We start from the raw sequence: 23,740 nt of genomic DNA on the forward strand, positions 1-23,740 counted from the left end.
TTGCCTTTGAAATGATGCTAACTGAACCTAGTAAGGCTTAGTATCAGCTTCCTCTCGTAGCGTCACGAGGTTTTCGACGCGGCGCTGTAATACCTTGCCATCCGCCACGGCTTGCCACAGCGCGCAGCCTTTGCTGTTATGCGTGTGACGACAGTCACGGAACTGACAACCGCCGGCCAGTGGTGCCAGCTCAATAAAGCCTGAGATGATATCGTCAGGCGTCAGATGCCAGATACCATATTCACGAATACCTGGTGTATCGACGATACCGCCTTCGGTCAGATCATCTGGATTAAATGGCAACAGTCGACTGGTCGTGGTGGTATGTTGACCAAGCTTAGAGTTTTGCGAGATGATATTGACGCTTTGACCAGATTCTGGGAGTAGGGCATTGATTAAGCTGCTTTTGCCAACACCAGACTGCCCTGCAAAGATCACCAGTTTTTTATCTATGTAGCGTTTTAACTCATCGAGGCCTTCTTGTTCATCACTCTCGGCGATGTTTTCAGGACAATCAACTGAGGTGAGCACGCTCTCATAGCCAAGCGCAGCATACTGTGCCAACAACTCATTGGTGTCTACGCCGTTTTCTTGTGCCAACAGATCGGCTTTGTTGAGGACCAGTAATGGTTTAACACCCGCGTGATGGCATACCACCAGATAGCGATCGATCAGCGTTGGCGCAGCAGCAGGCAATGGGGCAAAAACAATCGCCAAAATATCGACATTGGCGGCAACAGGTTTGAGCTTATGATAGCGGTCAGGGCGAGAGACCAATGAGGTACGCGGTTTGACAGCTTCGATACGCCCAAAGCCTGTGTTGGAGTCGGCACTCCAGCGCACTTGGTCACCAGCGGCTAGCATCGGCAAGTTAGTGCGTACATGGCAGCGCCAGATATCGCCGAGCTCAAGCGTTTGCCAAAACGGCTCCGGATCATCAGGTGCAATCTCTGGCTGCTCAGGTATCACCGCAGGTAGGCTGGTGACTTGTACTTCTAGTTGCTTACCGTAATGCGCCATGACCACACCATCCATCAAGCTATCATCTATGCTGTCTTGATTGGACAATTGCTGCTTGTCGATGCGACGAATCTGTTGTTTGGTCAGTTTGCGTTGCCGGATTAATGCCATGGGTTTTGACCTATTATAAAAATATTGCTAAGTGTAGCGTGAAAATTTGCTAACATACAGCCTAAAGCGTCTGCGGCAGACAGTGGTTTTGTAATATTGTACGACCCTATAGGTTTTCTGAATCAAATAGCGCGTTGCAATACTGTCTGAGCACGAGTGTTTGCGTGTAATACGTTTTTTAAAATTGTTTTTCCAAAATTATGAATGATAGGATATTTTATGGCTACCGGTGACCATCCCAATAAGATTAAGATCAAAAACCAAGGCAAAAAAGGGTTGGTGTGGATTGATTTAGAAATGACCGGACTTGATACCTTAAACGATGAGATTATCGAGATTGCCACTGTCGTGACTGACGAAGATTTGAATGTACTTGCCGAAGGACCTGTGTTTGCGATCAAAGTATCGGATCAAGTCCTAAATAAAATGGATGACTGGAATACCAAGCAACATGGTCAGTCAGGGCTAATAGATCGTGTGCGTCGTAGTACCGTGACATTGGCAGAAGCGGAAGCTGAGACCATCAAGTTTCTAAATAAATGGGTCGATAGTGGCAAATCACCAATGTGCGGCAACTCTATCTGCCAAGATCGTCGATTTATGGCGCGCCAAATGCCAGAGCTTGAGCGTTTCTTCCATTATCGTAACCTTGATGTGTCGTCAATCAAAGAGCTTTGTTTCCGCTGGCGTCCTGACATTCTAAAGAACTTTGAAAAAGGGGGCAGTCACTTAGCCCTAGATGATATTCGAGACTCTATCCGTGAGCTAAAGCATTACCGTCAGCATTTCTTTAAATTAATGGATTAGATAGCGAGCGATAAGCAGTTCAAGATTGTAGTGAACGTAAAAAGGGTCTGTTGAACTATCAACAGACCCTTTTCGTATTGAAAAGAGGTTTTTTAAGGTGCATTGTTTAAAATGCCATTAAGTTTAAAACGCCATTAAACGCGCTTTAGCGAACAAGAAATTCAAACTCGTACAACTCAAACTCAGTATTATCACCGCTTAAATCGTTACTATTGACACGGTCATTTGAATGCTCGTCGTCTGTCACTGCACCAATCACTGCGCTAACCTTTGGTTGACGTTTGTCTTTGTCAAGCAGTCGCCAGTCGCCAAGTACATAGCGTTTTTTATCAGCAGTGACCTGATGTATTTCTGGTCGATGGGTATGACCATGCAGTAAGGCGTCGCTATTATTGATAGCTTGACGTACGGCTTTATCATTGACATCCATGATATAAGCGGCTTTATTAGCATTATTCTGCTGGCTTCTTTTGCGCATATTGTCTGCGATAGCCAAGCGTTTTTCTAATGATTTATTAAGCAAATACCACTGAGTTAAGCGGTTGCGCATAATTTTGCGAAAGAACTGATATTTTTTATCATCAGTGCAGAGTGCGTCACCGTGTTCTAATCGGTAATTCTGCTGACCGACAGTCAAGTTATACGGCTCGTTGATAAGCTCACCACCGAACAGATTGCAAAACGGCTGACCCAATAAAAAATCACGGTTACCGTGCATGACCAATATTTCACAGCCATTGATACGTAGCTGTTTTAGCTTTGCAATCAACGGGGTTAGCCAATGCGTTATTTGTTCATCCTGTGACAATGATAAATACGTATCATCGCCTAGCCACACCTCAAACCAGTCGCCCAATATAAAGAGGCGTTTGAGCGCTGGCAGGGCAAGACAGTCATCGAGCAGCGCCAAAAAAGCCTGCACTAAGGCAGGCTCCTGAGGCGATAAATGCAAATCGCTAATCAATACTTGCCGCACTTGATGAGGGCGGGTCGTGATTAAGTGAGTAAAACGTTGCATTTATCTTGGTCCTCGTGACTTATCGTATAGCGAGCATGACTTAATAATTTCTATTAAAGAAGGCTCGCTCATTCACAGCTATCGCTAAGTAACTATTACAGAGTAGCTGCTGTTGAGTGGCTACTACTGAGTAATGATGGTCGCTGAGTTGATGACAACTGGCTCTTTTGGCACATCAGCATGCATGCCGAAACGACCAGTTGGGACGCCTTTCATTTTTTCGATTACATCCATACCGCTTGTTACTTTACCAAATACAGTATAACCCCAACCTTGCATGTTTTTGCCAGAGTGGTTTAGGAAATCGTTGTCTTTTACGTTGATGAAGAACTGGCTAGTTGCTGAATGCGGATCTTGGGTACGCGCCATTGCGATAGTACCTTTGTCGTTTTTCAAACCATTATCCGCTTCGTTTTCGATAGGCGCATTGGTTGGTTTTTCATTCATCTCAGCGTCCATTCCGCCGCCTTGAATCATGAAACCATCAATAATGCGATGGAAAATCGTACCGTCATATTGACCAGATTTTACGTAGTTTAAGAAGTTTTCTACAGTCTTTGGTGCTTTTTCTTCGTTGAGTTCGATAACGATCGCACCCATATTGGTGTCAAGTTCTACTACTGGTGGCATGTCTACCATGGGATATTCCTTTTTGATTGCAGCGCCTTAAATGACGCTGTCAAGTGGTGGTTAAAAATTGGTGGTTAAAAAGTTACGGGTAGTCTAACGGCTTTTTTATCCCGTGTCATGTATCAGGCTGTTAATGCGTTTGCAAAAGCTGATAGAATAACGCAACTTTAGCCATTTTTGATCAGCTTTGACAAATTTTGATAATGCGGTCGCGTTATCTGAGTTTTTATATCCCAATTTATTTTAATAATTTATTTTGAACGTTTTGTGATGCGTGATGGCACGTACCACAAATTGACAATTTGCGTTAGGAGCACTACCCGATGAGTGAGCACTCAAGCAACAATGCACAAAAAGACGAAGTAAAAAACGACTTTATTCGTAATATCATTCGTGACGATGTCAATGCGCAAAAATACCAGCAAATTGTCACACGTTTTCCGCCTGAGCCAAATGGCTACTTGCATTTAGGTCACGTAAAATCTATCTGCTTAAACTTTGGTGTGGCCAAAGAGTTTGGCGGTGTGTGCAACTTGCGTTTTGATGACACCAACCCAACTGCTGAAAAACAAGATTTTATTGATAACATCGAAAATGATGTGAAGTGGCTCGGTTTTGAGTGGGCAGGCGAGGCGTACCACGCGTCAAGTTATTTTGACCAGTTACATGCATGGGCAATACAGTTAATCGAGCAAGGCGATGCGTATGTCGATTTGCAAACGCCTGAGCAGATTCGCGATAACCGTGGTTCATTCAATGAAGCAGGCAAACCATCTCCGCAGCGTGATGCTAGCGTCGAGGAAAACCTAGCCCTTTTCAATGATATGAAAGACGGTAAGTACGCTGAAGGTAAGGCGGTATTGCGCGCCAAGATTGATATGGCTAGCCCAAATATGAACCTGCGTGACCCTGTCATCTATCGTGTGATGCATCAATCTCATCATCAGACTGGTGATAAATGGTGCATTTATCCAATGTATGACTTTGCGCATCCACTTTCTGATGCACTTGAAGGTATTACTCATTCATTGTGTACGCTTGAGTTTGAAGACCATCGTCCATTCTATGATTGGGTCATCGCCAAGATTGGCTTTGACGTGCCGCCACATCAGTACGAGTTTAGCCGCTTAAACGTGGATCATACATTGACCAGTAAGCGTAAGCTTAAGCAGCTCGTCGATGAAGGTATCGTAAGCGGTTGGGATGATCCCCGTATGCCGACCGTCGCTGGTATGCGCCGCCGTGGTTATACGCCAGAGGGCTTGCGTGATTTTTGCGAGCGTGTGGGTGTGACCAAAGCCGATAGCGTGGTTGATTTCCGTTTACTAGAGTTTAGCGTTCGTCAGTCATTAGAGACGACAACTGGTCGCGGCATGGCGGTACTAAAGCCATTAAAAGTGACCATTACTAACTTTAGTGAAGCGGTCAGCAGTTGGGAGTCGCAAAAAGCCGATAGCGTTAATGCGCGTTTTGACGATGCGACGCAGACGCTTTGGTTGACTCAGCCGAACCATCCTAACGTCGATATGGGTGAGCGTGAGATTCCGTTTACCGAGACTTTATATATCGATCAAGGTGATTATGAAATTGAACCACCAGCAGGCTATAAGCGTCTCTCTCCAGAAAAGCCAGAGATTCGGCTGCGTAACACTTACGTGCTAGCCGTCACTGAGCATATCACTGATGAAAATGGCAATGTTGTTGAGCTAAAAGCGACGATTGATCCTACTACGTTGGGTAATAATCCTGAAGGCCGTAAGGTCAAAGGCGTGATTCATTGGGTATCAGCCAGTCAAGGTGTACCAGCGACCGTGCGCATGTATGAGCAGCTATTCAGTGCTGAAGACCCAAGTGGTGTCGCTGATGTCCATCAAGCGCTAAACCCTGACTCGCTCACTGAGCTAAATGCCGTGGTTGAGCCATCTTTAGCCAGTGCTGACGCTGGTACGCGTTTCCAGTTTGAGCGTGAAGGGTACTTTATCACCGATAGCAAAGATCACAGCACGGATAAGCCAGTATTTAACCAAATTGTCAGCTTGCGCGACAGCTATAAGCCCGCTTAATCTGATACTGACTAAATATATAAAAGACATTACTGCTAAAGCTGATGTGTTGAAATAATACTGAACAATAGTAGTTTGCAAGCAAGCCCATTTCTAGTACGCTAGGGATGGGCTTTTTTTTGAATAATTATAAAGTTTTTGACAGTCATATCTAAGGAAGTGAGCATGGCAAAATTTTTGAATAGCAGTGGGACGACTTATCATTTAGAAGAATTGATTAAAAACGCGTCTGATCGGTTGATTATTATTAGCCCATATTTGAAGCTGAATGAACGCATTAAAGAGCTGCTAGAAGATCGCAACCGTCTAAAAATCGATATTCGCATTGTCTATGGCAAAAATGACTTACATCCAGAAGAAATAAACTGGTTAAAAAACTTAACGTTTATTCGTACCAGCTTTTGCAAAAACTTGCATGCGAAATGCTACCTGAATGAAAACGAGTGCATTATTACCAGTTTGAACCTGTACGAATTTAGCCAAGTCAATAATAATGAGATGGGCGTACTGATTTATCGTAATGATGATGCTAAGCTTTACGCTGATACTTATGAAGAAGCGCAACGCATTATTCGTATCAGTGATGAAGTTAGGATGTCTCTTGAGAAAGTCACCGAAACTGAGAACCAGCCTGAACCTAGCACCAAAACAATGAGCGCTACTACCAACGCAACCGTCACATCTACAACAGACGCCGCACCTAGTTATTCTAAACTGACCACTGCCAAGCTTGCTAAAGAATTAGGTCTCAAGACCCAAGAGTTAAATGATAAGTTGCTTGCAGCAGGTTATTTAGAAGCGCAAGATGGTGAATTGGTATTGACTGATGCTGGGCGTGTGGCTGGAGGCGTGAGCAAAAAAGGCAAGTTTGGTGAGTTTTGCTTATGGGATGCAGGGATGGTGGTTTAATAAATAATTGATATATCTACTTAGAGTTAAATGGAATAACCGCATTACAATCCGTCACAAGACATTCATAACCAGTTTGTTACTATAAAGTCAGTTTTTACGGATGTGCTTTGCATTTTTATAGCGAGCGCATCGAGGATAATAATAGAGCGCGCGGCCGATGGGTCAATACAAGCGTTCATCAACATAGCTAAGGAATAAAGCATGGCACATTTACGTTTAGGCGATACCGCACCCAATTTTGATGCTACAACCACAGAAGGTGATATCAATTTTCACGAGTGGGCAGGCGACCACTGGGTCGTTTTTTTCTCGCATCCAGCAGACTTTACGCCAGTATGTACCACTGAGCTTGGTCGTGCAGCAGCACTGAATGGCGAATTTCAAAAGCGCAATGTGAAACCGATCTGTATCTCTGTCGATAGCTTAGAAGATCATAAGGCGTGGGCGAGTGATATTGGTGAGACTCAAGGCACAGAGATGAACTTCCCAATCATTGCTGATCCTAATAAAGAAGTCGCTGAGCTATATGACATGATGCACCCAAATGCAGATAGCACGCATACGGTACGCAGCGTTTTTATCATTGATCCAAACAAAAAGGTGCGTCTAACGCTGACATATCCTGCCAGCTGTGGTCGTAACTTTGATGAAATTATCCGTGTTATTGATGCGCTACAACTATCGGATGAGTACAATATCGCAACGCCCGTAGACTGGAAAGATGGTGATGACGTGATCATTCCACCAAGTGTCAAAAACGAAGATATTGCTGCCAAATATCCAAAAGGTCATATAGAGATCAAGCCGTACCTACGTACGACACCAGCCCCTAATAAATAACTGGACTGGTTGCATAAATATGATTAAATAAAGCCCCGTGACTTAAAGTTATGGGGCTTTTGCTATTTTCGGTTCATGAGTAATAAGCCTTTGCCATGACGGTCAGAGTAAGCTATAACTATGGTATGGAGTATCAATAGATAGGTGCTCATTAGTACCACCATCATAATAAAGCGTATCAGCGCTAAATTTCTATTCAATTATTCTTACAAGGAGTTCACTATGAAAAAATTATACGTCACCCGTACAGCACCTAACCCGCGCAAAGCCCTTATCTTATTGGCATCAAAAGGAATTGATGTTGATGACATGGATGACATCGATGTGATTGATATTGATTTTGCCAAAAATGAGCAGATGTCAGATGAATTTACCAAAATTAATCCGATGCAGACAGTCCCCGTCTTAACATTAGACGATGGCACCGTGCTCAATGACTCACAAGCAGTTTGCGAGTATCTGGATCGCGTCTATGGTGAGCGTTCCGTTATGGGCAATGACGTGATACAGCGTGCCCAAGTGTGCTCGATGCGCCGTATTGCTGAGTTTGAGGTGATGTATAATTTGATGCTAGCGTTTCAGCACAGTCATCCATCCAAAGCGCAGCGGGTCGAACAAGTGCCAGAATTTGTTGCGCCATCAATTGCCCGCGCTGTCAAAGCCATGGGGTATTTTGAGACAATCCTAGAAGGTCGTGAGTATCTGGTGGGGGAGCAATTGAGCTTTGCTGACATCGTGCTGTATTTGGGCTTAGATTTTGGTAAAGTGCTCAAAGTTGATCCTAATGAGCAGGGCAAAAACCTAGCCCGTTTTTATCAAATGATGAATGAGCGCTTCAGTATTAAGAACATGGCTAAAGCTAAGCCTGCAGAAGTCAATGATTAGATAAAGAGATACATCGCAAGTTTTGTTGCTTTTAGATGCTTGCTCATTAAAGATAATATCGGGGATAGCTAATATGTATTAGCTATCCTTTTTTTGTCCATGAAATTAACGACATTAGATAGCAAAATAATAAAAGAATTTAAAACATAATAAAAATCAACATTTTATTACATAAGCTAATAATGCTCGGTCTATAGTGGTTAATCTAACGTGATTATAATAACGATATTCCAGAATAGTTAATTAAATGTTTCTTTAGAAGGTGCAAGACCAGCAAGTATATAGAAATAAGTAATAGAGAAAATTGAGATACGCTTACTAAGAGGTTCGTAATATGGTAGGTAGAGACAAAAAATCAGCACTGACAACGTTTTTATTGCCCAGTATAGTGGCGGCAAGCTTGATGCTGAGCGCTTGTCAAAAAGAAGACGCTTCTAATGAAAACGAGATATCAGACACATCTGACATTAGTGAAACTACAGACGCATTATCTAGCGCAAACCTTTTAACAGATAACGAGCCAGCAATGGATAAACCTGGCTCGACTAAATTAAGTGCTGAAGAAAAGCTCATAACCACCTTATCCCGTCATCGCTGGACATTAATGAGTGCAACGGATGCCAATGAACAGCCTATGCCTGAGTTTGCGGATATCAATAGTCAGGTAACTTTAGTGTTTAATCAAGACACACTCAGCTACAGCGTTGGCTGCAATATGGTGAGCGCTGCTTATGAGCTACAGGGACATGCTTTGAGCACTGAGGAAGTCATGAGCACCAAAATGTCTTGCAGCAATCTTGATATGGCAGAAAACACATTAAATACATTAATGCTTGGCAGCAGTGAATTGAAAATGGAGCAAGGTGAAAGTCCAGTATTAACCCAATTTACTGACGACGATGTCACTTTGGTTTGGAGTGGCAAACTCACACCTCAAGCGAAATACAATAGTAAGGGCGAGACGTTATTTTGGGCAGTGAATGCCAAAGAAGTCAATTGTGATATGAATGGTGAAAAGCAGTGTCTCCAAGTTAGGCCCGTCACTTACAACGACCAAGGTGTCAAAGTTCGTGAAGGGAAGTGGAGAGTATTTGCAGGAGAGATAGATGGCTACCAGCATGACGGTATGCACGAAGAGATACTACGGTTACAGCGCTACCGATTAGAGACTAACGAATTAATAGAGGCAGATGAGACAACAGAAAATAATAATGATGATGAAAAGTATGCATATGTACTCGACGCTGTCATTGAAAGTGCAGTCGTAGAGTAGTCCGCTATAATCTCGTCTTTTAAATGATAAAAGTGACAGTGCTTGTACTCATAAAAAACACGCGTCCAATGACGCGTGTTTTTTTATTGTCTCACTACTTTAATGTTTATTGGTTTTAAAGCTTGTCTGCTTTAACGCCTATCTTTAACGCAAGTTACCCAAATCTTCCTCGGTCAAACGCCAACGACCCTTTTTCTTAGAGCCACCGCGTCCTCGCATAGAGCTATTAAGTAGTATTTTATTCATAGAATGGCTGGAGTGCGCATGACAAATAGCGCAGGCAAGACCATCGGCGGCATCCTGCTGTGGTACGACTTCTAACTGTAATATGCGGCAAACCATCTCCTGCACTTGCTCTTTAGCAGCAGCGCCATAGCCGCACACCGCTTGTTTGATCTGCCGAGCAGTATACTCTGATACTTCTAAATCCAAGGCGACCATCGCTGCAATCGCTGCGCCTCGTGCTTGCCCAAGCTTGAGTGCAGAATCAGGGTTTTCTGCCATAAAGACTTGTTCGATAGCTGTATAAATAGGCTCGTCAGCGTATTTTAAGTGATGCTGCGTGATGCGGGTCAATCCATTAAAAATACGCTTAAGGCGTTCAGGCATCTCTTTGGTGTCTGTGCGAATCGTGCCTGCATCGATATAAGTGAGCTTATCACCCGTCTGCTGGACTATTCCATAACCCGTCATGCGTGACCCTGGGTCGATCCCGATAATAATTGCCATAGTATTCCGTCTTGCTTACATTTTGTTTTATGGCTTAAAAATCAGCCGTAAGTTTGATAGTATAGCAACCAATCCCCATATACATCATATGTTAGCCATTTTAATTTGCATGGCGCTCAATTTATTGGTTTTTATTTTATAGGACGACACTTTATGGGTCAGATAGTTGGTATAGCCATCGTTTGGTTTATTATCGAGATGCTACTGTGGTATTTGCTTGCTCAATTCATGAGCGGCTGGTGGGTATTCATGTGGTTTATTGTCGCAGCAGTGATCGGTATTTCTCTTGTGCGTAAAGGTATGGCTTCTTTGAATCCAATGGCTCAGCAGATGAAAGCAGGTGGTATGATGAACCCTGCAATGCGTCCACCAGAGTCCACTATGATTAAGAGCATTGCCATGGCAGTCGCTGGTATTTTGTTACTTATTCCAGGTGTGTTGAGTGATGTGCTCGCGCTACTCGTGATCTTGCCACCAGTACAAAAGAAACTCAAAGATTTTGCCAATAACTACGTCATGAACAATCAGCAAAAAATGATGGAAATGATGGCAAAACAGATGGGTGGTCAAATGGGCGGCGGCCAAAACCCGTTTGGTGGTATGGGTGGTCAGAATCCATTCGGTGGCGCAGGCGGTATGAATAACCAAAATCCATTTGGTCAACAACAGCAAAACCCGTTTGGTGACGTGTTTAAACAACATACGACTGTTGATGGTACGGCCAAGAACATCCCTAAAGATGTGAAAAAAATTACCAAATCTGCTAATGATGAGTAATGGTGATTCGCTCACTCATTAAGCATAGAAAAAGCCCCTTTCGTCATTAACGAAAGGGGCTTTTTGGTGGTAGTAAATACATTAATTATGAAAAATATATTTACAAGCCGAATAAAACAACCGAAGTGCCGCTGTAAGATGGTGACCCATGAACCGTGAAGTTCAGGGCGGATGCGTCATCATCTCTGCAGGTTTCCTGATACACTGCAAGCAGTGCAGGCATACACAATGAGACGATAGGTACCACATCCTGGTAAAGCATTATCGGCTCAGGGAATAAACATCTACTAGCCAACACTTCAGAATAGATTCATCTTAACCAATGAGATGAATGATTGCAAGTATGATTTACAGATTGATACGCAGTATTCTTACCTAATATCTGTGGTGGGTTTTAGGCTTTTGATAACGATACAAACTCCATCATTTTTTAGTGAAAAATTGTCAGTTTTTCAGCTATTTTAAGATATGTGTTAATATAGATGGCTTTCCATACCCTAACACAGCATTAAAGGCGTTCATTCACTCGAGGAGCGGTAATATATGACCAGTACCCAGCAAGCATCAGAATCTATTGACGACAATCAGGCGCAGCAGCTCAGCAGTAAACAAGAAGACGGCGCACAGAATAAAAAAAAGCCGCATATCTTAATGATATTAGACGGCTTCGGTCATCGTGAAGAAGGTGAAGATAACGCCATTGCTGCGGCAAATATGCCAAATCTAGACAGAATTTACCAAAAATACCCTCATGGGCTGATTTCTGCTTCAGGAGAAGATGTGGGTCTGCCAGATGGTCAGTTTGGTAACTCGGAAGTTGGCCACATGAATTTGGGTGCTGGCCGTGTTCTTTATCAAGACTCGACTCGCATCTCAAGTGAACTTGCTAATCGCGAATTCTACAAAAACGAAGCATTGGTTGATGCAGTAAAAGCGGCTAATGAGCTTGGCGGTAATGTACATATTATGGGTCTGCTCTCTGATGGCGGTGTTCACTCACATCAAGACCATATCGAGGGCATGTGTCATTCAGCATTAGTTCATGGTGCCAAAAACGTCTTTATCCATTGCTTCTTAGACGGCCGTGATACTCCGCCTAAATCCGCTGATAAATACATCAATCGTCTACGTGATTACATTGATAAGCTTAATGCTCATTATGAAGGCGGGCGCGTACAGATTGCTAGCATCATCGGTCGCTACTATGCAATGGATCGAGACAACCGCTGGGACCGCGTACAAAAAGCTTATGAGCTGATCACTGAAGGTAAGGCAGATCGCTTGTCGACACGTGCGGATGGTGCTGTCCAAGCGGCTTACAAGGCACGTGAGACTGACGAATTTATCAGTCCGACGACTGTTATTGGGCGTGATGAAGTACCTTATACCGTCGAAGACAATGATGCGCTGATCTTTATGAACTTTCGTGCTGATCGTGCTCGTGAGCTTGCTCAAGCCTTTGTACTGCCGGATCATGAGTTTTCGGGGTTTGCTCGTCAAAAGCAGCCAAAACTTGCCGCATTTGTGATGTTGACCAAATACTCAGACGTTTTGGCGGACAACGCAAAAACCAGTATTGCTTACTATCCAACGTCTTTGGCCAATACCTTGGGAGAATATCTGCAGGATCAAGGCAAAACCCAGCTACGTATCGCGGAAACTGAGAAATATGCGCATGTGACGTTTTTCTTTAGCGGTGGCCGTGAAGAAGAGTATGAAGGTGAGACGCGTATTTTGGTACCCTCTCCAGATGTCGCGACTTATGACTTGAAGCCTGAGATGAGCGCACCCGAAGTCACGGATAAGTTAGTAGAAGCGATTGAATCTGGCAAATATGATGTGCTAGTAGTCAATTATGCCAATGGTGATATGGTGGGCCATACAGGTGTCTTTGACGCTGCGGTAAAAGCCGTAGAAGCCTTGGATGTCTGTGTGGGCCGTGTCGAGTCGGCAGTAAAAGCTGCTGGCGGTGATATGCTTATTACGGCTGACCACGGTAACTGTGAGCAAATGCAAGACTACGAAAGTGGTCAAGTACATACTCAGCATACGACAGAGCATGTACCGCTGATTTATGTGGGCGCACAAAAACTACAGGTACGTCGTGGCGGTAAGCTCAGTGATGTGGCACCGACTATTTTGGCACTAATGAATGTTGATGCACCCACTGAAATGACTGGTGAGAGTTTATTGGTTCCAGCATCGTAAGCCAGTTGTCTCAAATTATCCGTACATCGGATAATCTGTAAAGACATGGCTTATTAGATAAATGATATAAACGAGAAAAGGGAAGGGTAGCTATTACCTTTCCCTTTTTTATGATGTATTTTGCTTGATGATTTGCAAAACTGCCCTAGTTTGAGAGAGGCCTTTGGTGTTAACTTATACGGTAATACATAACAATAACTTTATACATTCTATTATTTAAATGAGTTTTTTATGCATCCTATCTCTTTTGTGCGCTCATCTTTGTCTAAACAATTAGACCAACGAGTGATGAAGTCGTCGCTAGCGACGATTGTGTCTAAATCTGCATTTTTTAAACCTACATACTTTAAGCCCACTCTAGCAATAGGTTTACTTGGATTATGTGTGGTCAGTATGGACGCGCAAGCAGCAGTGACCTCAGCCGATGATGCTAGTCCGACATCAAGCCTACAGCTTATCAGTTTGAATGCCGATGATGTAGTGGCTGAAGATGACACTGAGATGTTGAATGCTGCAGACGAATCAGATGACTCAATAGATAGTATTCCAGATGAGAGTGCGTTAATAGACGATGATGACAATATCGATACCAGTATTCCATCAGAGGTTGCGCAAGTATCATTGAATGCAATTTCTCCTGAGACATTAAAGACCTTTGTTGCTGTTGTTGACTTGGTGCGCCGTCAGTATGTTGATGCGGTCAATGATGAGGAGTTATTTAATAATGCAATGAGCGGTATGCTAACTAAGCTTGATAGCCATGCCGAGTTTTTGAATGCTGAAGCCTATGAAAACCTACGCGCTTTTACCGAAGGGGATGTAGGTGATATCGGTATCCAAGTGACTTATCAGCCAGAGGTGGGCTATTGGGTCATCACAGAAGTTATCGATGATTCGCCTGCAGATAAAAAAGGCATCGCGGTAGGCGATTATTTACACCAAGTTGGTGAGTTCAAACTTGACGAAAATCGTCAAAGTAATGACGTTGAGCAGCTATTAACAGGGATTGCTGGTACCCAAGTAGATATCGTCACTTCTAAAGCGGGTCGCCGCAAGCACACGACGACATTACAGCGGAATAATAGTCACCCTCAAATTGTTGAGACAAAACTCGTCGATGGCATTGCGATTGTTAAACTACCTGCGTTCCAGAACAATAGCCGTGAAAAGCTGTTGGAAGGTTTGATTAATTTAGATGCGCCGATCTCAGGCATTCTACTAGATATGCGTGACAATCCGGGCGGTGTTCTTACATCAGCAGTGAGTGTTGCCAGTTTATTTATGAATGATACCGATGTGGTACAAGTACAAGCACGTCAAGACAAATCGCGCGTACTAACGACCCAAGGGGATGCAATACTCAAGCCTCTGCCTATGGTTGTTTTACAAAATCGCTACTCGGCATCTGCGGCAGAGGTTTTGGCCAGTAGTTTACAGGCACAAAAACGCGCTACTATCATCGGTGAAGTGAGCTATGGTAAAGGCTCAGTACAGTCAGTCATACCACTCAATGACGAGCAAGCAGTCAAGTTGACAGTAGCGAACTATATGACAGCATCAGGCAGACAGATCGATGGCATCGGTGTTGAGCCTGACATTACTTTGTCAGGAAATGAGAGCTCATGGGAGCAGCAGGCGCTGGATTTACTAAAACCCCGCGCGCTCGATTCCGGCATCCGCTTCATTCGAAAGGCGACTGCAAATTAGTATATTGTTGATAGACTAAGACTTAACAATATACCGTCAGACAGCCATTGAATCTCTGAAATAAACATTCAATGGCTCGATAGAAGACTTATTCAGATTGGTCTTCTGCAATTTCTAATTTTTTCATACGATAACGTAATGAGCGAAAAGTCGTTCCAAGCAGTTCTGCTGCTTGGGTTTTATTCCAGCCAGTTTGTTTGAGGGCTGTGATGATTAATTGCTTTTCTTGTTCTTGTAGATAATGTTCCAGCCCTTGGGCTGGCAGTTGACCATCAAGCGGTTCTTGCAGGCTTGTAGTCTCATTCTCTTTTGGTTGCATAGAACGATTGAACGGTGCTTCCTCATTCGTAACACTTGAGCTGGTTGATGGTTCTGTATTATTAGGCACTGAGCGCTGTATCATTGAAGGGTAATGTTGGGTATTAGTACGATAAGGGTGCAAATTAGTTGTTTCTTGCTTGTGCTTTACAGCCGTTATCTCACGGTCAGATTGAAGCGCCTGTGCACGGCTTTCTGTGGCTGTAGACATTGTTTGGGTGCTTGGTTGAGATTGGTTTTGCTCATTTGCGTAATGGCCAGATTGTTGCGCATTGCTGTGAGCTTGCGTATCTTCAAGGTCGTGATTAACATCAGGTAGGCCTAAATGACTGATCTCAATGTCCGAAGTTTCCGCCAACGTCACTGCACGCTCAAGTAGATTACGTAGTTCCCGAACGTTACCTGCAAAGTCATGACGCTGCAAACGCTCGCTGGCTTCACGCGTTAGAGATGGGGCTGTCTCTAACTGCCACTCAGCAGAAATCATGGCTAAAAAGTGCTCTGCTAATACAGGGATGTCATCACGTCGATCATTCAATGTCGGCAGCTTAAGCTCAATCACATTGATACGATAATACAAGTCTTGTCGAAACGCGCCATCCTGCACCAAGCGGCTCAAATCTTTATGAGTGGCAGATAAAATGCGGATATCTACCGGTACTTCTTTTGTGTCACCAATGGCCCTCACGGTCTTTTCTTGGATGGCACGCAATAGCTTCACCTGCATCGCTAATGGTAAGTCTGCCACCTCATCTAAAAATAAAGTACCGCCATTGGCTTGCTGAAACAATCCCTGCTTGTCGGCCACAGCCCCTGTAAAACTGCCTTTTTTATGACCAAAAAACTCTGACTCCATTAGCTCAGAAGGTATTGCACCGCAGTTCACTGGTACAAAGCTGCCATCTCGTCGTGGACTTAAATCATGAATCAGTCTAGCGACGACCTCTTTACCTGTACCAGACGCACCAGATAAAAAAACAGGCGCTTGTGAGCGTGCCAATTTTAAGATGGTGCTTTTAAGAGGGTGCATGACCGCAGAATTACCGATTAGCCTAGCGTCCAGCATTTTTTGCTCAGGTGAGGATTCAGGTGTGGCTTTTGCCTCATTGTCTTGATGAACAACCTTTAAAGCGTTTTCTACCAATTGACGTAATCTTGGTAGCTCAAGTGGTTTATTGACAAAATCAAAAGCACCAAGCTTCAGTGCTTCAATGGCCAGATCCATACTTCCATGAGCAGTGATGACAGCTATCGGCGTATGCGAGCTGTTACTGATTTCTTTGACCAGCTCCAACCCTGAGCCATCAGGTAGTTTCAAGTCAGTGAGGCAAAAATCATAAGTATTGTCTTGCCAATATGATCTTGCTTGCGCCAAAGTATAGGCTACATCACTTTTGATGCCCATCTTAGTTAAAGTGATTTGCATCAATCGGCATAGATCCACTTCGTCATCAACGACTAGCGCGCTTGTTGTCATACATTATCTCGTCAAGTTCAATGGCTACAAAGTATTGATAGCTAGGTCTAAATAGGGGTAAACTTCTTTTAAAAAGAAATGTGTAAATCAATCAGGTATGGTGGCTATTAGCTACCAATATATAAGGTTTAAACATTTGTGATTAGGTAGTGTTTTGATTTATATCTAGGATTGATAAAGATTCTCTTCAACGGCCTGAAAGATATTTTCAGAGTCAATAGCAGGCGAAATTAAACGAAAACATGTTTTTTCATGTTCAGGAATATAGAGCAAACGTGCCTGATTGGCTTCACAAAAGGCTTGCGATAAATATAGTCCCAAGCCAGTACCAGCTTTGTCTGTTGTAAAAAAGGGATTAAACAAATGTTTTAAATCTTCAGTCTTAATACCATCGCCATCATCTAATATATCAATTATAACATCGTTGTCTGCACAGTAAATCTCGATTTCTACATAAGCATGAGGGTGGCTATAACTACTATAACGCAAGCCATTGTTGATCAAATTAATCAAAATTTGTTCTAACTGGTGAGGATCAAATGATATGGTTGGTTGGGTTTTTACATGTAGAAAAATGTCGTGCCCTTGAAAATAGTTATCCAAAAATGCTGGCATCCAATCAGCCAAAACAATGGCTTGCTGAGAGGCCGCTTGCTGGCGAGACAGTTTTAAAATATCTTCAATAATACGGTTGACGCGTTTGGTTTGCGAAAATATCATTTCATAGAGCTCATGATTGCCAGTCGTATCGATATTTGATGCATTGTCGTTTGCCTCAATTTCGGTCAAGTCTTCCATCAGTAGTTGGCTGGCTTGTGAGATAGCGGCTAGAGGATTTCTAATTTCATGAGCAATACTGGCAGTGAGTTGCCCTAACGACGCCAGTTTTAATTGTTGGGCGCTAGCCTGCTCACGGCGTAAGTCTTCTAATAGGATTAATTTGCTATCATCTTTTAGCGGGATGATTTGTACACGTAGCTTACCAAATATCGAAGCGTTTGCCACCTCAGGCACATCGTACGTAAACGTACGCGATTGTCCTGTAGCGACTGACAAGCAAGCTTGAAGTAGCTGACAATGCTGTTTGCTAAGTTGTTTTTTAAAGTTAGATAGAATGGCATGAGGCGTATTGCCTCTCATCTCTTCTATATCAGTTGAAGTGCTAGAGGCACGCAACGATGAATCCTGTGTGATACTGAGCAGTTGGTGGGCTGCTAGATTTGCAAGGACGATATCCTGTTTATCAATGACAATCACACCATTGACCATTTGTGTAATCACTTCTTGATTGATGACATTGAGTCGTTCAACCTCTTTGGCATGAATTTGTGCAACTTTCTCAAGCTGTACCAAGCGTTGCGAGATAGACCAACTCAAACCACCTACTGCCAAAAAGCTTGCTGACATCAGCAAGGCGTCGCCTAAATTGGCCAAATTCATACTATTGGCAATGGCATAAAAAAACTGCTGATAGATAACAAAGATAATAGCCAATAAGGTGATAACTAGCGCTTGTGAACCATTCAATAGCATAAAGCTAGCGGCGACAACGACCATATAGAGCATGGTCAACTGTAAGTCAGGCTCACCTGCTGTATACAGCAATAAGCTTAATATAATAACGTCTAATACTAGCCCAAATGCTAGCTGTCGGCGCATCTGCTTTGTGACAACGTAAAACAACCCGAGCAAAATCAAGCTCAGTATCACATAAAAGCTCAGGGCTGTCTGCTGCAAAAAACTGGGGAGAGAGGTGCTATCACCATCGCGTGCAGATATATATATCATCAGCATAGAAAATATACTGATGACAAAACGATAACTACTATAAATAATGCCTAGTCTGCGCAATTGCGGCAAAGAAAGCGTATCATCGTGGTGTACATAACGACTGATGGCAGAAATGATGGTGGTAGCAGGTTTCATAAATTGACCGTGATGACAAATAAGATACTAAGCAACTTATGGTTGAATCAAACCATGGCGAATGGCCAAATGCGTTAATTTTACATCACTATCAACCCCGACTTTTTCATAAATACGGTAGCGATAAGTGTTTATAGTTTTGACGCTGACAAATAACTGATCAGCAATTTGCTGCGGGCTTTGGCAATTGACCACCATCATAGCCACTTGCTTTTCTCTATCACTCAACAAATCAAAAGGCGAGCTGGCATTGTCAGACAATAAGACGTCCGCCAATTGTTCAGCAACGTCTTGGCTAAAATAACGACCACCTTGATAGATTTTTTTGACCGCGCGTATCATCTCATCAAGTGGCGTACCTTTTGTGATATAACCATTCACACCAGCTTTGATGAGCATTGAGGGGTAGGGCTGTGCAGACATACTACTAACCGCTAAAATCTTGATTCCCATATCGAGCTGAATCAAGCGTTTGGTGGCTTCAAGACCACCAATATTAGGCATGTTGACGTCTAGCAATACCACGTCAGGACGTAACTGCTTGGCCTGCTTAATTGCCATATCACCGCTATCTGCTTCGCCTACTACTTCGATATCGGGGCTGTCTGACAACATACGGCTAATACCCATCCGTACTAAATCATGATCATCGACCACCAACACTTTAATCATAACCATACTCTTTATCGTTTGTCAGAATGAATGTTTTTATAAAAGTTAAATAACAGAAAAAACAAAGTTAACATAAGCCGTTTTTTGATTTTAAATACATAGGATACGGCTAATATGCTGTATCAATATCTTCATTTAATATAATAAAGTACAAAGAATCATAACATTCTAAGTTAAGTTATATTGCTGTATTGTTAATCAGTGTTTCCAAAATATAAATCAGTTGTATCAAAGTTTGAATGAAGCTAAAAAAAACCATTAAATCAGTTTGATAGATTAAACTTAAATGTAAACCATGATACACTAAAAATACAAAAGCTCTATGTGAGTACTTACAAACACATCTATAAACGCTACGTACGTTCTTGGCGTCAGACAGTATGTAACTGGCGTGATAGCGACAGCAGGAGGCATAATGAAGCAACTACCATTAACCAAACAGCAATTGATCGCTGCTATGATTTCATTGAGTTTGGGCAGTGTTGCACAAGCCGCACTTACGATTAATGGTAGCACTGAGACAACTTCTAGTGCACGCCTGAGTTGGGGCGGTGCTGATAGTTTGTCTGAAGCGCGTAACATCATGTACAAGTCTAATGGCTCTGCTATCAAAAAAGTCGACAACGGCTATGGTACGACCAATATCACGAACAGCAACAGTTTTGCTAGCAGTAACAATACCGCTCGATACAATACGACTTATCGCGGCGCGTTTGGTAGCAGTGACATGATCCCAATCAGTACGGACTCGCGCAGTGTTGCGGTGATTGATGCTGAAACAGGCGAATCTATCTACGAAAAAGACGCCGATATTGCACGTCCTATGGCTAGTATTACTAAAATAATGACAGCCATGGTTGTGCTAGATGCAGGTCTCGATATGCGTGAAGAAATCACGCTTGATCCAGAAGACTTTGTCGGCCCCAAGCGCGCCAGCTCACGCCTAAAGTCAGGCGATCGTATGAACCGTGCCGAGATGCTATTGATGGCTTTGATGAAGTCTGAAAACCCAGCTGCAAAAAGCTTGGCGCGTAACTATCCGGGCGGCTACAATGCCTTTATCCGTGCGATGAACAGAAAAGCACAAGATCTAGGTATGACTACTGCGTTTTTCGGTGATCCAACAGGTCTTGATAAGCGTAACGTCGCCTCATCAAATGATTTGGTAAAAATGGTTCGTGCTGCTGGCAACTACGATGTGATTCGTCGCTTCTCTACTACCAAGAGCTATGACTTCTTTGTTTCAAACTACTCAAGTGGCAATCGCACTTATAAAGCCAACAACACTAGTAGCTTGGTTCGTGCAGGTGATTACCCAATCGGTATCTCAAAAACAGGTTTTATTAACGAAGCTGGGCGCTGTGTTGTGATGGAAACGCGAGTTAACAATCGTCCTGCAATTATCGTTATACTAGGGGCAAACAGCTCAGCAACACGTTGGGGCGATGCTAAAAACATTCTAAACAGCTTGGCGACTCGCCGCACTGTATAAGTTCACAGACTCAACGTTAATAAAAAGGCTGTTATAGGATATAACGGCTTTTTTATTGCGCCAAGATTAAGGATGCATTATATGACTCAAATCACGCCTACTGTGCCAAAGCTGTATCTACTGACCAATGATGATGAGTTTGAACTTCTCTATCAGAAGTTAGAAGCAGCGCTGGCAACAGGTCTTATCGCATTACTACAAGTTCGGCGCAAACAGGTATTGGCATTGCCAGATGGCAAGTCGAGGCTCTATGAGGAAGCTTCTAAGATTGTTGATTTGGCGCGCGCTTATAACGTCGCAGTCGTGATCAATGACGATATTGAGTTGGCGTCAACCCTTGGCGTTGGGGTGCATCTTGGTCAGCAAGATGGCAATATTAATGATGCCAAACGGCAATTAGCTCCGAATCAAGTCATCGGTCGTACTTGTCATGGTGATGTAGATCTTGTTAAAGAAGCGCGAAACGATGGCGCGACTTATGCAGCAATGGGAGCAATATTTGCCTCTACCACCAAACCAAACGCAAATGTTATCTCACGTCAGAACCTAATTGAAGGTTGTCAACAAGACATACCTATATGTGTGATAGGCGGATTGACTGCAGAAAATATTTCAGAGCTGGCAGGCATACCAATTGCGCTTGTGGCGGTAGTAGGCGATATCATGGATTGGCCTGTAGAAAAAATCGCCGAGCGTTGCTGTCAATGGCAGCAGGCATTTTCTAAATGGAAAACACCTGCTGTATAAAATGCGTTCTAGATAAAATTTATTAGCTATTCAGCATGTTCCATACATAAAGTAGCGTAGGGCAGCGCTTCTAAACGTTGCTCTTCGATTGGCTCACCGCAAACCTCGCACTCGCCATAAGTACCGTTTTCGATACGACTTAAGGCATTTTCGACATAGATTAGACTCTGACGTGCCTCGCTCATTAAATTTTTGCGCATATCATTTTGACGATAGGATATAGCCTGATCTTCCCAGTGCTCATTGAGATCATCTTGTGGGTTTTGGATATGATCTTCGATTTTGTCAATGCGAGACTCGTACTCATCTTTTAATTTCAATAGATTTTGCTTGGCAGTGTCTAAGTCGATACTCATTGTGTTCTCCTAAAAAGTTATTGTTATTGTCAACGCTTCCATCATAAAGAGCCTGACTACTGAGTACCACCACGAAATGTTACTGATTATTGAATGAGTTCAAAGCCAGCAGTTACAACCGTTTCCTATCGATGTTGTAGTAAAATTACTCACTCAATATTTTCATGTTTTTAAAAATCGTAAAAGTTTGCTTGTGAGCATCTCATAGAAAACTGATAGAATACACCACCACTGATTTCTACTCACTTATCTGTTCCAGTAACTTGGTGTGATAGTTAGTATAAAGGCTCAGTAATAAAGACAGAGAAGATAGCAAGCGTGCAGCCTGATAAGCTTCATTGTTAGAGCGCATATAGTAGATGATAGTTAAAAAATTATTAGTCATATCAATCATGATAGTAATCGTAAATTAATAGATATATTGATGCATAGGAGCAGGTAATGAATTTTTTGCGTATGAGCGAGCTGAACTTAACCGATAAAGTGGTATTGATCCGAGAAGATTTAAATGTACCTATTAAAGACGGTAAAGTCACAAGTGATGCTCGCTTACAAGCAAGTCTACCTACTATTAAGATGGCACTAGAGAAGGGTGCCGCTGTTATTGTTTGTTCACATCTGGGACGCCCAACAGAAGGCAATCCTGAGTCTATTTATTCATTGGCACCAGTTGCTGATTATTTGACAGACAAATTGGGCTCGCAATTAGCGTCACCGGTGCACCTTAATAATGACTACCTGACTCAAGGCGCTGCTGTAAAATCTGGCGAAGTTGTACTACTAGAGAATGTGCGTTTTAACGATGGTGAAAAGAAAAACGATGCGACGTTAGCGAAGAAGTACGCGGATTTATGTGACATCTTTGTCATGGATGCATTTGGTACCGCGCACCGTGCGCAAGCATCAACAGAAGGCGTGACGCAAGCGATGCGTCAAGCAGATAAACCTGTTTGTGCAGGGCCCTTGTTGGCAGCTGAGCTTGATGCCTTGAGCCTGGCGCTTGAAACACCAGCTCAGCCTATGCTTGCCATCGTTGGCGGCTCAAAAGTATCTACTAAATTAGAAGTTTTACATAGCTTGGCTGAAGTCTGTACACAGATTATCGTTGGTGGCGGTATTGCCAATACTTTCTTAGCGGCGCAGGGACATAGTGTAGGCGCGTCGCTGTATGAAGCAGATTTGATCGATACTGCGCGCGATATCATGACCAAGACTGAGATATTACTGCCTGAGTATGTGGTTGTTGCTGATAAAGACGACATCGATTTTGCTGACTTTACTGGTTCATTGCAAAAGGCAGTTGCGACAATCAAATCTGTTGATGCCATTGGCGAAAATGACATGATATTGGATATCGCGCCACAAAGCGCAAAGCAACTTGCCGATGCCATTATTCGTGCAAAAACGATCTTGTGGAATGGCCCAGTGGGTGTTTTTGAAGTTGATGCTTTTGGTCAAGGGACACAGATACTGGCAACAGCCGTAAGAGATAGTGACGGTTTTTCAATTGCGGGTGGTGGTGATACCTTGGCTGCTATTGATAAATATCAAGTCGCTAATGGCGTCAGTTATATGTCAACAGGCGGCGGTGCATTTTTAGAATTTGTAGAAGGTAAAGTGCTCCCAGCAGTTGCTGCGTTACAAATTAACGCTTAACTAATTAACGTTACTTAGTATTTTAGTAACACTAGACGTACAACTAATAGTAAACATCTAAGGTAGTCTGTGAAAATAATATTTTGACTTTCATTTTGCTTGTTTATATTGGTATA

20 protein-coding genes and 1 other RNA gene are annotated in these 23,740 nt (G+C 43.0%); 12 read left to right on the forward strand and 9 right to left on the reverse strand.

The features are described 5' to 3' along the window. Positions 1-27: 27 nt before the first annotated feature. Entirely contained in the window at positions 28-1,131 is a 1,104-nt protein-coding gene (rsgA, locus tag I3255_RS03245) for a ribosome small subunit-dependent GTPase A (protein ID WP_238036784.1), read from the reverse strand. Between the two features lie 219 nt (positions 1,132-1,350). On the opposite strand from rsgA, the gene orn reads away from it, so the two are divergent. Next, positions 1,351-1,938: an oligoribonuclease gene (gene orn, locus I3255_RS03250; protein ID WP_238036787.1), complete on the forward strand. Its 588-nt coding sequence runs from the start codon at positions 1,351-1,353 to the stop codon at positions 1,936-1,938. Positions 1,939-2,083: 145 nt separating this feature from the next. Here orn and I3255_RS03255 read toward each other — a convergent pair whose 3' ends face one another. Together I3255_RS03255 and I3255_RS03260 are read right to left on the reverse strand one after the other, a co-directional pair. After that, positions 2,084-2,956, reverse strand: a complete 873-nt coding sequence (locus I3255_RS03255; RefSeq protein WP_238036788.1) for a UDP-2,3-diacylglucosamine diphosphatase — start codon at positions 2,954-2,956, stop codon at positions 2,084-2,086. Positions 2,957-3,079: 123 nt separating this feature from the next. Beyond that, positions 3,080-3,595 (reverse strand): peptidylprolyl isomerase, encoded by a 516-nt coding sequence (locus I3255_RS03260; RefSeq protein ID WP_058025915.1) that lies wholly within the window; start codon positions 3,593-3,595, stop codon positions 3,080-3,082. 314 nt (positions 3,596-3,909) lie between these two features. On the opposite strand from I3255_RS03260, the gene I3255_RS03265 reads away from it, so the two are divergent. The 5 genes from I3255_RS03265 (at position 3,910) to I3255_RS03285 (ending at position 9,559) form a co-directional block, all read left to right on the forward strand. Next, a complete protein-coding gene (locus I3255_RS03265) occupies positions 3,910-5,649 on the forward strand; it encodes a glutamine--tRNA ligase/YqeY domain fusion protein (protein ID WP_238036790.1) in 1,740 nt (579 codons plus the stop codon). Between the two features lie 165 nt (positions 5,650-5,814). Then, positions 5,815-6,558: a phospholipase D family protein gene (locus I3255_RS03270; RefSeq protein ID WP_238036791.1), complete on the forward strand. Its 744-nt coding sequence runs from the start codon at positions 5,815-5,817 to the stop codon at positions 6,556-6,558. Positions 6,559-6,762: 204 nt separating this feature from the next. After that, positions 6,763-7,401 carry a peroxiredoxin gene (locus I3255_RS03275; RefSeq protein ID WP_238036793.1) on the forward strand — a complete coding sequence of 213 codons (639 nt, stop codon included), beginning with the start codon at positions 6,763-6,765 and terminating at the stop codon, positions 7,399-7,401. Between the two features lie 222 nt (positions 7,402-7,623). Next, positions 7,624-8,286: a glutathione S-transferase family protein gene (locus I3255_RS03280; protein WP_238036795.1), complete on the forward strand. Its 663-nt coding sequence runs from the start codon at positions 7,624-7,626 to the stop codon at positions 8,284-8,286. A 334-nt stretch (positions 8,287-8,620) separates the two neighbouring features. Next, a complete protein-coding gene (locus I3255_RS03285; RefSeq protein ID WP_238036797.1) occupies positions 8,621-9,559 on the forward strand; it encodes an META domain-containing protein in 939 nt (312 codons plus the stop codon). Positions 9,560-9,703: 144 nt separating this feature from the next. Here I3255_RS03285 and ruvC read toward each other — a convergent pair whose 3' ends face one another. Further along, complete coding sequence (gene ruvC / locus I3255_RS03290) at positions 9,704-10,288, reverse strand: crossover junction endodeoxyribonuclease RuvC (protein ID WP_071001968.1); 585 nt, start codon at positions 10,286-10,288, stop codon at positions 9,704-9,706. Between the two features lie 153 nt (positions 10,289-10,441). Here ruvC and I3255_RS03295 point away from each other — a divergent pair, with 153 nt between their 5' ends. Further along, positions 10,442-11,065, forward strand: a complete 624-nt coding sequence (locus I3255_RS03295) for an FxsA family protein (RefSeq protein ID WP_238036799.1) — start codon at positions 10,442-10,444, stop codon at positions 11,063-11,065. A 113-nt stretch (positions 11,066-11,178) separates the two neighbouring features. Here the strand turns inward: I3255_RS03295 and ssrS are convergent. Further along, positions 11,179-11,374, reverse strand: a non-coding RNA gene (gene ssrS / locus I3255_RS03300) — 6S RNA. Positions 11,375-11,608: 234 nt separating this feature from the next. Here ssrS and gpmI point away from each other — a divergent pair. Together gpmI and I3255_RS03310 are read left to right on the forward strand one after the other, a co-directional pair. Then, entirely contained in the window at positions 11,609-13,273 is a 1,665-nt protein-coding gene (gene gpmI / locus I3255_RS03305) for a 2,3-bisphosphoglycerate-independent phosphoglycerate mutase (protein ID WP_269117257.1), read from the forward strand. A gap of 231 nt (positions 13,274-13,504) precedes the next feature. Further along, positions 13,505-14,980: a S41 family peptidase gene (locus I3255_RS03310; protein ID WP_238036800.1), complete on the forward strand. Its 1,476-nt coding sequence runs from the start codon at positions 13,505-13,507 to the stop codon at positions 14,978-14,980. Positions 14,981-15,068: 88 nt separating this feature from the next. Here I3255_RS03310 and I3255_RS03315 read toward each other — a convergent pair whose 3' ends face one another. The 3 genes from I3255_RS03315 to I3255_RS03325 all read right to left on the reverse strand — a co-directional run bounded on the left by I3255_RS03315 (position 15,069) and on the right by I3255_RS03325 (position 19,373). Further along, entirely contained in the window at positions 15,069-16,775 is a 1,707-nt protein-coding gene (locus I3255_RS03315) for a sigma-54 dependent transcriptional regulator (RefSeq protein ID WP_275950124.1), read from the reverse strand. A gap of 165 nt (positions 16,776-16,940) precedes the next feature. After that, a complete protein-coding gene (locus I3255_RS03320) occupies positions 16,941-18,701 on the reverse strand; it encodes an ATP-binding protein (protein WP_238036803.1) in 1,761 nt (586 codons plus the stop codon). Between the two features lie 36 nt (positions 18,702-18,737). After that, positions 18,738-19,373 carry a response regulator gene (locus tag I3255_RS03325; RefSeq protein ID WP_058025905.1) on the reverse strand — a complete coding sequence of 212 codons (636 nt, stop codon included), beginning with the start codon at positions 19,371-19,373 and terminating at the stop codon, positions 18,738-18,740. A gap of 415 nt (positions 19,374-19,788) precedes the next feature. On the opposite strand from I3255_RS03325, the gene I3255_RS03330 reads away from it, so the two are divergent. Next, positions 19,789-20,865, forward strand: a complete 1,077-nt coding sequence (locus I3255_RS03330; protein WP_238036805.1) for a serine hydrolase — start codon at positions 19,789-19,791, stop codon at positions 20,863-20,865. A gap of 81 nt (positions 20,866-20,946) precedes the next feature. Beyond that, positions 20,947-21,612, forward strand: a complete 666-nt coding sequence (locus tag I3255_RS03335; protein WP_238036808.1) for a thiamine phosphate synthase — start codon at positions 20,947-20,949, stop codon at positions 21,610-21,612. Positions 21,613-21,638: 26 nt separating this feature from the next. Here I3255_RS03335 and I3255_RS03340 read toward each other — a convergent pair whose 3' ends face one another. Beyond that, positions 21,639-21,968 (reverse strand): TraR/DksA C4-type zinc finger protein, encoded by a 330-nt coding sequence (locus tag I3255_RS03340; RefSeq protein ID WP_058025902.1) that lies wholly within the window; start codon positions 21,966-21,968, stop codon positions 21,639-21,641. 441 nt (positions 21,969-22,409) lie between these two features. Here I3255_RS03340 and I3255_RS03345 point away from each other — a divergent pair, with 441 nt between their 5' ends. Beyond that, the gene (locus I3255_RS03345) at positions 22,410-23,624 is read left to right on the forward strand and encodes a phosphoglycerate kinase (protein WP_238036810.1); all 1,215 of its coding nucleotides are present in this window, start codon (positions 22,410-22,412) and stop codon (positions 23,622-23,624) included. Positions 23,625-23,740: the final 116 nt, after the last annotated feature.

Origin of the sequence: Psychrobacter sp. Ps6 (assembly GCF_022129235.1) — a bacterium.
Lineage (GTDB): Bacteria > Pseudomonadota > Gammaproteobacteria > Pseudomonadales > Moraxellaceae > Psychrobacter.

Coding starts and splice junctions, on each gene's coding strand:
- I3255_RS03335 (WP_238036808.1), top strand. CDS start 20,947: ATGACTCAAATCACGCCTACTGTGCCAAAGCTGTATCTACTGACCAAT.
- I3255_RS03295 (WP_238036799.1), top strand. CDS start 10,442: ATGGGTCAGATAGTTGGTATAGCCATCGTTTGGTTTATTATCGAGATG.
- I3255_RS03325 (WP_058025905.1), bottom strand. CDS start 19,373: ATGATTAAAGTGTTGGTGGTCGATGATCATGATTTAGTACGGATGGGT.
- I3255_RS03275 (WP_238036793.1), top strand. CDS start 6,763: ATGGCACATTTACGTTTAGGCGATACCGCACCCAATTTTGATGCTACA.
- rsgA (WP_238036784.1), bottom strand. CDS start 1,131: ATGGCATTAATCCGGCAACGCAAACTGACCAAACAACAGATTCGTCGC.
- I3255_RS03280 (WP_238036795.1), top strand. CDS start 7,624: ATGAAAAAATTATACGTCACCCGTACAGCACCTAACCCGCGCAAAGCC.
- ruvC (WP_071001968.1), bottom strand. CDS start 10,288: ATGGCAATTATTATCGGGATCGACCCAGGGTCACGCATGACGGGTTAT.
- I3255_RS03340 (WP_058025902.1), bottom strand. CDS start 21,968: ATGAGTATCGACTTAGACACTGCCAAGCAAAATCTATTGAAATTAAAA.
- I3255_RS03260 (WP_058025915.1), bottom strand. CDS start 3,595: ATGGTAGACATGCCACCAGTAGTAGAACTTGACACCAATATGGGTGCG.
- I3255_RS03265 (WP_238036790.1), top strand. CDS start 3,910: ATGAGTGAGCACTCAAGCAACAATGCACAAAAAGACGAAGTAAAAAAC.
- I3255_RS03345 (WP_238036810.1), top strand. CDS start 22,410: ATGAATTTTTTGCGTATGAGCGAGCTGAACTTAACCGATAAAGTGGTA.
- orn (WP_238036787.1), top strand. CDS start 1,351: ATGGCTACCGGTGACCATCCCAATAAGATTAAGATCAAAAACCAAGGC.
- I3255_RS03310 (WP_238036800.1), top strand. CDS start 13,505: ATGCATCCTATCTCTTTTGTGCGCTCATCTTTGTCTAAACAATTAGAC.
- I3255_RS03285 (WP_238036797.1), top strand. CDS start 8,621: ATGGTAGGTAGAGACAAAAAATCAGCACTGACAACGTTTTTATTGCCC.
- I3255_RS03330 (WP_238036805.1), top strand. CDS start 19,789: ATGAAGCAACTACCATTAACCAAACAGCAATTGATCGCTGCTATGATT.
- I3255_RS03315 (WP_275950124.1), bottom strand. CDS start 16,775: ATGACAACAAGCGCGCTAGTCGTTGATGACGAAGTGGATCTATGCCGA.
- I3255_RS03270 (WP_238036791.1), top strand. CDS start 5,815: ATGGCAAAATTTTTGAATAGCAGTGGGACGACTTATCATTTAGAAGAA.
- gpmI (WP_269117257.1), top strand. CDS start 11,609: ATGACCAGTACCCAGCAAGCATCAGAATCTATTGACGACAATCAGGCG.
- I3255_RS03255 (WP_238036788.1), bottom strand. CDS start 2,956: ATGCAACGTTTTACTCACTTAATCACGACCCGCCCTCATCAAGTGCGG.
- I3255_RS03320 (WP_238036803.1), bottom strand. CDS start 18,701: ATGAAACCTGCTACCACCATCATTTCTGCCATCAGTCGTTATGTACAC.